An 8,350-nucleotide genomic window follows, 5' to 3' on the forward strand; every position below is an offset into this window, starting at 1 on the left:
TAATCACGCCCCCACGTCCGGCGCAATGCGTCGCGGCGCAGTGGGCGACAGGCCGCAAGGTGTGGCAGGGGACTGTAACTCCCTCGCGGAGACGCACGCCTGGTTCGATTCCAGGGTCGCCCACCACTTTCCCTAAGACCGATGACTCCGACTGAACAACCCGCAAGTGGACCATGATATTCGGCCCCCAGCCCATTTCTGTCTGTCGCGGTACGGTTTTCACTTTTTTCCAACACACTCTAATTGAATGGAGGCGCTACAAAGATGTCGGAAAAATAAAGCCTCGCCCCCCAGAGATAATCGCTCAGACGCGATTTCTCCTTGACCCTTGAAATTAGCACCGCTAGATATGGTGCAAATTGCAGGGATAAGCACAAAATACCTTGACCCCCACCGATATGTAGCGCAGCTTTATGTTGCGCGGCAGATTCGGAGTGGCTCATGGCATTATCAAATCCTTCCACATTTTTGATCACCGACCCTCTAGCGCAGGACAACGTTGTCCCGACTAAGCCTCTAGGTGTGGAGATGGTCGACCTCGACGACATTCCGTATAGGGCTGAACCTCAAGTCGACTGTGCGTTTTGTATAGTCCATCGGTCACACAGGGATGGATATTTTGCGATCCTCAGCAACGGTCAACGAGCACCCTGCGGAAATTGTTGTGCCGCGAAGTTCGACGCCGTGAAAAAGCAGACAATCGACAAGAACCGCAACCGATTGATACGTGAGCGCGAATGTAGGAATAGAGCACGAGTCCTCTCAGAGGGGGTGCCTATCTTGAAAGAGATGCTCCAGCTCGCCGCCAACACTGAAGACCTTGCAGAACCAGCCAGAGTGATTTTGGGAGAAGTCCTGAATGACGATGCCCGCAAAGACCTTCAGAGCCGAGGCGTTCAAGGCTTAAGTTTCTTAGACGGCTGCCGAGCCAAGCCTGCTTTTGCAAGGTCGGCACTCGACTCCTTACTGAAACTATCGAGCGTATCGAAGGCGGATTATCAAAGGTATTCGGAGAAGAGGCGCCAAGCCGAAGAGCAACTTCGCATAGCCGCGCATTACCACATGGACTGCACTAGCTTCTTCGCTCCAGCTAACTTGGCAGCATTGGAACGCTGGGCCTTGGAGCGTGGGAACTTGTTTGGCGTAAAACAGTTCGAGGCCAAAGAAAATATACTACGCGCCAAGGGTCCTTCCGTATGGCGAAACCTAGAGATCCCCGCCATTTCACCGTCAACGATGTTGCAGAAATTCTGCGCAAACCCGCCCCACATGAATGACGTCTGAAGACAAAGTTTGCCGGATGGGCAGGCCCTCCAAAGTCGTCCACCCTTTTTCTCCATTCACCCCCCCCCACGTGCCCCCAAATGCACGCTTTTGCCATTGAACCATTGCGCCTATAGTTGCGAAAAAACGAAAAGAGCAGCGCGGGCAAAATGGTATCCTCTTCTCCCTCGGGCCAAAATTTCAACGTCGTGGTCGTGGGACAGGACGGGCGCCTTGCCTATGAGGCGCTGCTCTTCGCAGCTTCCCTGCGCCATTCCAGCCCGTCGTTTTCCGGCAGGCTCTTCATCGCGGAACCCCAACCCGGGCCGCTCTGGCCGAAGGACCCGCGCATCTCCGAGCCTGATGTGCGCGCAGCACTGGCCGACCTCGGGGCGGAGTTCGTGCCCTTCGTCTCCCGCCATTTCGGCGCGGCCTATCCCTATGGCAACAAGATCGAAATGTTGCAGGCCCTGCCCGAGGGCGAGCCTTTCGTCTTTTTCGATACCGATACGCTGGTGACGGGCGATCTGGCCTCCGTACCCTTTGACTTCGACCGCCCCGGCGCGTCGCTCCGCCGCGAAGATACATGGCCGAAGCCACAGGTTTACGGGCCGGGATACGCGGGGCTCTGGAAATCGCTCTATGACAAGTTCGGGCTGGATTTCGCCTCCAGCCTCGATCTGGGCCAGCCGGATGAGTACTGGCAGCGGTATCTCTATTTCAACGCCGGTTACTTCTTCTATCGGTGCCCCCATGTCTTCGGGCAGAGGTTTACCGACTACGCGCTGGCTATCCGCGACGACCCCCCGGTGGAGCTTTGCGCGCAATCCTTCGATCCCTGGCTCGATCAGGTCGCCTTGCCGCTGGTGATCCATTCGCTGGGCGGCGGGAGGGACAGCCTGCCGCCCGGCCTGCTGGATGGCGATGTTACCTGCCACTATCGCCTGCTGCCGCTGCTCTATGCCCGCGAAAGCGACCGGGTGATCGACGTGCTGGAAACCATCACCGCGCCCAACAAGCTGAAAAAGGTGCTCAAGGGGTCCAATGCGATCAAGCGGATGGTCTATCAGGGGCGCGGTGCGAAGGTGCGCGATCTTTTCGATCAGAACGCCCTGCCCCGCAAGGAACAGGCGATCCGCAACCGCATCAAGTCCAACGGCTTCTGGATGCGCTGACGCCCCCGCTTCGGGAACGCCCTAGCCTGTGCTATCCTGTCCCCCTTCAACAAATCGGGAGGGGACGATGGCGAAAGCATATCTTATCGCGCACATTCGGGTGCAGGACGCCAAGACGTTCGAGGGGTTCAAATCCGCCTCGGGCGCAGCGCTTCAGAAGCATGGCGGCAGGCCGCTTGTCCGCAACCCCGACCCCGAGATGCGCGAAGGCGATCTGGGCCGGATGACGGTGGTGGTGGAGTTCGACAGCATGGATGCCGCCCGCGCCTTTTACGAGTCGCCCGAATACACCGAGGCGCGGAAGCTGCGCGAAACCTGTTCCGAGACCGACCTTATCCTGGTCGAGGGCCTATAGCATCCTTGTCTGGGGCTGGCCGATCGCCTAACCATTCGGCCAGCTTCAAGGAGGAGACCCCCATGACCGACGGCCCCACTTACGGTTTCGACACGCTTCAGATTCACGCGGGCGCCCGCCCCGACCCGGCCACCGGCGCGCGGCAGACACCGATCTACCAGACGACCGCCTATGTCTTTCGCGATGCCGATCACGCCGCGGCGCTCTTCAATCTTCAGGAAGTCGGCTTCATCTACAGCCGCCTGACGAACCCCACGGTCGCCGTGCTGCAGGAACGTATCGCCACGCTTGAAGGGGGTGTGGGCGCGGTATGCTGCTCCTCGGGTCACGCGGCACAGATCATGGCGCTGTTCCCCCTGATGGGACCGGGCAAGAACATCGTCGCCTCCACCCGTCTTTATGGCGGCACGGTCACCCAGTTCAGCCATACCATCAAGCGGTTCGGCTGGTCCTGCACCTTCGTTGATTTCGACGATCCGGATGCGGTGCGCGCGGCGATCGACGATGACACCCGCGCCGTCTTCGGCGAGGCCATCGCCAATCCGGGTGGCTACATCATGGACGTGCGCGCCATCGCCGACATTGCCGACGAAGCGGGCATTCCGCTCATTATCGACAATACCTCTGCCACGCCGTTCCTGTGCCGCCCCATCGAACACGGCGCCACGCTGGTGGTGCATTCGACGACCAAGTACCTCACCGGCAACGGCACGGTAACCGGCGGCTGCGTGGTTGATTCAGGGAAATTCGACTGGTCGGCCAGCGACAAGTTCCCCTCGCTCAGCGAACCGGAGCCTGCCTATCACGGGCTGAAGTTCCACGAAACCTTCGGCAACCTTGCCTTCACCTTCCACGGTATCGCCATCGGGCTGCGCGATCTGGGCATGACGATGAACCCCCAGGCCGCGCATTACACGCTGATGGGGACCGAAACGCTGTCGCTGCGCATGGAGCGGCATGTGGAGAACGCGACCAAGGTGGCCGAGTGGCTGGAGAAGGACGACCGCGTTGATTACGTCACCTACGCCGGGCTGAAATCCTCACCCTATTATAAGCGCGTGGAAAAGGTCTGCCCGCGCGGGGCGGGTGGTCTCTTCACCTTCGCGGTGAAGGGCGGCTACGAGGCTTGTATCAAGCTGGTGAACGCGCTGGAGATCTTCAGCCATGTGGCGAACCTTGGGGATACGCGGTCGCTCATCATTCATTCGGCGTCCACCACCCACCGGCAGCTTTCCGAAGACCAGCAGATCGCGGCGGGGGCCGGGCCGAACATCGTGCGCGTTTCCATCGGAACGGAGAACGCGGATGATCTTATCGCCGATCTCGATCAGGCGCTGACCAAAGCGGTTTCCTGACCCCCAAAACAAAGAACCGGCGTGCGAGTGCACGCCGGTTCAGATGTCGTGGCAGGGTCTGCCGGTGCTATCACTCGGTTCCGGCAATCTTTTTCGCGCCCTTCACCGCCATTCTGCCGGCGCCGATCGTGCCCTTCACGGCTGTCTTGGCAACGAAGCCCGTCGCGCCAACCGTGTTGTCCACAACGCTTTCCGTGGAACAGGCGGCCACACCCGACAGCATGCCGGTGATACCCAGAACGGCGATCGTCTTACGCAGTTTCATCATGGTCTTTCTCCTCTTTCGCCGCTTCCTTGCGGCATGAGGGGACTTAAAGCGTGGCTATGAATTAGGAAAACGAAAAATATTTGGCGTTAAAGGCAGTTTCGCTTATACATCTGCGCCTATGGACATTACCCTTATCAAAACCTTCATGGAGGTCGCCGCCACCGGCTCCTTCGTCTCGGCCTCCGACAGGCTGTTCGTCACGCAATCCGCCGTCAGCCTGCGGATACAGCGGCTCGAAGACAGCCTTGGCCATCTGCTTTTTACCCGGTCAAAGGCGGGCGCGATCCTCACCCCGGCGGGGCAGGAATTTGAACGCTACGCGCTCAGCCTGCTCAAGATCTGGGAAGAGGCGCGTGCCCAGATCGCCATCCCCGAAGGGTTCAGCCAGACGATCACGCTCGGCGCGCAATATTCGCTCTGGCCGCGCATGGGGTTCCGCTGGATTGACGAGTTGCAAAAGCGCCTGCCGGACCTTTCGGTGCGCGCAGAGGTGGGGATGCCCGACAGGCTTACCCGATTTTTGATCGAAGGGGTCATTCAGGCGGGGCTCACCTATACGCCACAGCTGCGCCCGGGGCTGGAGGTCGACAAGATCATGGAGGACGAATTGATCCTCGTGGCGTCCTGGTCCGATCCCGCGCCGGAGGTCGACGGCCGTTACATCTTTATCGACTGGGGCCCCGAATTTACCCATGCCCATGCGATCGGCATGCCGCATCTGGCCAATACCGGGCTGACGCTCGCCCTCGGGTCGTTGGGGGCCGACTACATCGTGAACCGGCGCGCTGCTGCCTATCTGCCTGCGCGTTCGGTGCAACGATACCTTGATGCCGGGCGGCTGCACCTCGTGCCCGATGCGCCGCGATTCTCCTATCCCGTCCATGTGGTCTGGCGCGACGATCTCGATCCGGACATCGCCCGAGTGGCCAAGCAGAGCCTTCTGCACGTCGCCCAAGGCGCCGAGGACGAGCAGGAGGCGCTGCTCGACCGGCTGGCCGAACTCAGCGAAGTCCATTCCGTCGGCAGATTGGGCGAGGACGGAAAAGGTTCCATGAGTAATGCTTGATACAAACATGATTATTTTGAATTTAACTTAGGTTTGAGACGTTCCTATATGCCCCTCCAGCAGAGATGCTCCCGATCCTTGCAAACGATCGGGTCACCTTTTTTGGGAAAGGAACGACCCCATGATGAACACCCTCAAGATCGCTGCGGTCTCCGCGCTCGCACTTGCCGTCGCGGCCCCTGCCTTCGCGCAGAGCCGTGTCACCGGCATCCAGACGCTGAACGACGACATCGACGATATCACCACCGACGTGAACCGTGACCTGCGCCGTGGTACCGACGCAGAGCGCTTTGGACCCAACGGCGTGGCCCAGGGCTTCCGCGGCTCCTTCGCGCTGTCGGCCTCCGGCACCGACGGCAACACCGACACCGGCGAAATTTCCGGCGCAGGCCGTCTGACCTATGGTATCGGCGACTACAACCACCTCTTCGGCTTTGCCCTTGAGTATGGTGAGTCCAACGGCCGCAAGAGCGAAGAAAAGTTCTTTGCCACCTACGAAGGCAGCCGCTATTTCACCCCCCAGTTCTACGCCTTCGGCCTTGCCCGCGTGCAGTATGACGGTTTCCTGACCTCCAACACCGGTGCTGTGATCAACGGCGAAGAAACCGACGCTTTCATCGGCTTCGGCCCCGGCTACCGCGTCTTCAACCAGCCGAACCACGCATGGCGTGTTCAGGCAGGCCCCGGCGTGCGCTACTACGAAGATGTCAACAACGTGGATGAGACCGAAGTCGGCTTCATCGCAGCGTCGCGCTACTTCTACGGGTTCAACGAAACAGTGTCCTTCACCATGGACACCGACATCCTGGGTTCCGACACCAACACCGTCGTGTCGAACGACGCAGGCGTGAACTTCCGCATGTCCGACAACCTGTCCACCCGCGTGAGCTACCGGACAGACTACAACACAGACCCGACACCGGGCCTGAAATCCACCGACAACACCATCGGCGTCTCGCTGGTGCTGGGCTTCTGATCGAAGCCGGTCAAAGATCGCGAAAGGTACCTCCCTCGGGCCGATCGCGATTTCCGGGAGGGCGGGGTAACCCGTCCTCCCTCTCCGTTTCTCGGGATGCGCCGCCGCCTCACTGCGTGGGCAGAATCTCGAAGACCATCGTCACGTCCGACCGGACGGTGACCTCTCCGCTTTCGATAGCGGCCCCCATATCGCTGCGCATCTGGGCCATTTCCATCTGCGCGGGCCGCGGCCCCCGGCTCGATTCCGTGATCCGCACCACGGGGCCGAGGTTCAGGTTCGCCGCATCGGCCAGCGTTTCGGCCCGTAGCATCGCATCGGCGACCGCGCGCTTGCGCGCCTCCGCCAGGGCGGCGGTATCGTCGCGCAGCTCAAACGCGATGCCCTGAAAGTCATTCGCCCCCACCGACAGGACGCCATCCAGCACCGCACCCACCTGCGTCAGGTCACGGACCTGCACGGTGACGGAGTTTCCCGCCTCATAGGCCACCACGGCGGGGCCGCTTTCCCGCAGCGGTTCCTGATCGCCGAAAACGGGCCGCAGGTAGAAGCGGCTGGTCTGCCGGTCCCGTGCCGCGATCCCCAGGCTATCCAGTTCCGCCACGATCCGCGCCACCGCGCCGGTCACGGCAGTCATCGCCTCTGACGCCTCGGGCGCGCGCTCCGTCACGCCCAATGTGATTGTCGCCGTATCCGGGGCCAGCGTGACGCTGCCCTCCCCCGTGACGATCACGCCGCGTTCGGCGTCCTGCGCCCAGACGGCGCCCGCCGCCAGCAGCCAGACCGCTGCGGCCCATTTCAGTGTTCGTTGCATTCCCGCGCCCTCCTTTTTGCGTGACCGGTATGCCCGCCAGACTGCGCCTTGCGCCGCCACTTGCAACCCCTTCCGCGACCCGTCCCCCCACCGGGCGGGACAGTGCGCGGGAACCGGCGCGATCCCGCCTGCCGCCCTTCCCATAGGCGCGCCGCTGTTCTATTCTGCGCCAAAGGCCGCGAAGGCCCCCTTCGCGATGTCCCGCAACCAGCAGGTCCTGTGACGATGAAGCCTGAATTTACCCTATCCCTGTCCTTCGAGGGCATCCGCGTTCTGCACCGCACCGAGGCCGGCTGGCAACTTGTCGGAGAGGTCGCGCTGGACGACGCGGACATGCCGGGCGCGCTTTCCGCGCTGCGCGCAGAGGCAGACCGGCTGGAATCGCCGGATGCGCTTTGCAAGATCCTCGTGCCCAACAGCCAGATCCGCTACATGACGATCGAGACCCCCGGCGCGGATACCAAGGCGCGCCGCGCGGCCGCCGCCAAGGCACTGGAAGGCGCCACGCCCTATGCGGTGTCCGATCTGATCTACGACATTTCCGCCGAGGGGGATGAAACCCACATCGCCGCCGTCGCACGCGAAACGCTGACGGAGGCCGAAGCCTTCGCCGTCGAACATGGCTTCCGCCCGGTAAGCTTCGTCGCCGCCCCGGAGGAGAACGACTTCGGCGGGGAACCCTTCTTCGGCGTGACCCGGGCCGCCGTTTCCCTGCTGTCGCCCGGCGAACAGGTGGAACCCGATACCACCCCTGTGACCCTATCCGCTTCGGACGGCGAGCCAGCGCAGCCCGACCCGCAGGAAACCCCCGCGCCGGAGCCTGATAGCGTGCCCGATCGCTTCCGCCCGGAAACCCCGGATGAAACCCAGCCGGACGAACCGGCCACGACTCCGCAGCCCGATGATCCCGCCCCGGCAGAGCCGCCTTCCGAAGCGCCCGATCGCGACCCCGAAGAGATCCCGGACCGTACGCCCGAACCCGACCAGCCGGACGGCCCCCGCGAACGCCCGCCGAGCGAGCCAGAACCCGCGCCGCAACCCAGCGACCCGGAGGGCCCCGACACCCCGACGGAGGTGC

General features: G+C 62.0%; 8 protein-coding genes, 1 tRNA gene and 1 pseudogene. 8 read left to right on the forward strand and 2 right to left on the reverse strand.

Translation table 11 applies throughout. From position 1 onward, the window contains the following. Nucleotides 1–42 precede the first annotated feature (42 nt). From A3764_RS24690 to A3764_RS12300, 5 genes are all read left to right on the forward strand, one after another. Nucleotides 43–126: transfer RNA gene (locus A3764_RS24690), tRNA-Tyr, on the forward strand. Between the two features lie 654 nt (nt 127–780). Next, nucleotides 781–1,284, forward strand: coding sequence for a hypothetical protein (locus A3764_RS12285; protein ID WP_150120880.1), 504 nt, complete (start codon nt 781–783; stop codon nt 1,282–1,284). Nucleotides 1,285–1,433: 149 nt separating this feature from the next. Beyond that, entirely contained in the window at nt 1,434–2,438 is a 1,005-nt protein-coding gene (locus A3764_RS12290; protein WP_067927195.1) for a hypothetical protein, read from the forward strand. 67 nt (nt 2,439–2,505) lie between these two features. Next, nucleotides 2,506–2,793, forward strand: a complete 288-nt coding sequence (locus A3764_RS12295; RefSeq protein ID WP_067927198.1) for a DUF1330 domain-containing protein — start codon at nt 2,506–2,508, stop codon at nt 2,791–2,793. Nucleotides 2,794–2,855: 62 nt separating this feature from the next. Continuing rightward, complete coding sequence (locus tag A3764_RS12300) at nt 2,856–4,148, forward strand: O-acetylhomoserine aminocarboxypropyltransferase/cysteine synthase family protein (protein WP_067927202.1); 1,293 nt, start codon at nt 2,856–2,858, stop codon at nt 4,146–4,148. 70 nt (nt 4,149–4,218) lie between these two features. On the opposite strand, the gene A3764_RS12305 is transcribed toward A3764_RS12300, so the two are convergent. Further along, nucleotides 4,219–4,416 (reverse strand): hypothetical protein, encoded by a 198-nt coding sequence (locus tag A3764_RS12305; protein WP_236628184.1) that lies wholly within the window; start codon nt 4,414–4,416, stop codon nt 4,219–4,221. 118 nt (nt 4,417–4,534) lie between these two features. Between A3764_RS12305 and A3764_RS12310 the strand changes: the two genes are divergently transcribed. Both A3764_RS12310 and A3764_RS12315 read left to right on the forward strand, forming a co-directional pair. Next, a complete protein-coding gene (locus A3764_RS12310) occupies nt 4,535–5,482 on the forward strand; it encodes a LysR family transcriptional regulator (RefSeq protein WP_067927207.1) in 948 nt (315 codons plus the stop codon). A gap of 121 nt (nt 5,483–5,603) precedes the next feature. After that, a complete protein-coding gene (locus A3764_RS12315) occupies nt 5,604–6,458 on the forward strand; it encodes a DUF481 domain-containing protein (protein ID WP_067927210.1) in 855 nt (284 codons plus the stop codon). Between the two features lie 109 nt (nt 6,459–6,567). Here A3764_RS12315 and A3764_RS12320 read toward each other — a convergent pair whose 3' ends face one another. Beyond that, on the reverse strand, nt 6,568–7,272 hold the full coding sequence (locus tag A3764_RS12320) for an SIMPL domain-containing protein (RefSeq protein WP_067927214.1): 705 nt from the start codon (nt 7,270–7,272) through the stop codon (nt 6,568–6,570). A gap of 225 nt (nt 7,273–7,497) precedes the next feature. Between A3764_RS12320 and A3764_RS12325 the strand changes: the two are divergent. Beyond that, a pseudogene (locus A3764_RS12325) lies at nt 7,498–8,350 on the forward strand (hypothetical protein); the annotation flags it as partial.

This window comes from Sulfitobacter sp. HI0129, assembly GCF_001635395.1.
In the GTDB taxonomy this organism is placed as follows: Bacteria; Pseudomonadota; Alphaproteobacteria; order Rhodobacterales; family Rhodobacteraceae; genus Sulfitobacter.

Coding starts and splice junctions, on each gene's coding strand:
- A3764_RS12290 (WP_067927195.1), top strand. CDS start 1,434: ATGGTATCCTCTTCTCCCTCGGGCCAAAATTTCAACGTCGTGGTCGTG.
- A3764_RS12295 (WP_067927198.1), top strand. CDS start 2,506: ATGGCGAAAGCATATCTTATCGCGCACATTCGGGTGCAGGACGCCAAG.
- A3764_RS12300 (WP_067927202.1), top strand. CDS start 2,856: ATGACCGACGGCCCCACTTACGGTTTCGACACGCTTCAGATTCACGCG.
- A3764_RS12305 (WP_236628184.1), bottom strand. CDS start 4,416: ATGATGAAACTGCGTAAGACGATCGCCGTTCTGGGTATCACCGGCATG.
- A3764_RS12310 (WP_067927207.1), top strand. CDS start 4,535: ATGGACATTACCCTTATCAAAACCTTCATGGAGGTCGCCGCCACCGGC.
- A3764_RS12315 (WP_067927210.1), top strand. CDS start 5,604: ATGATGAACACCCTCAAGATCGCTGCGGTCTCCGCGCTCGCACTTGCC.
- A3764_RS12320 (WP_067927214.1), bottom strand. CDS start 7,272: ATGCAACGAACACTGAAATGGGCCGCAGCGGTCTGGCTGCTGGCGGCG.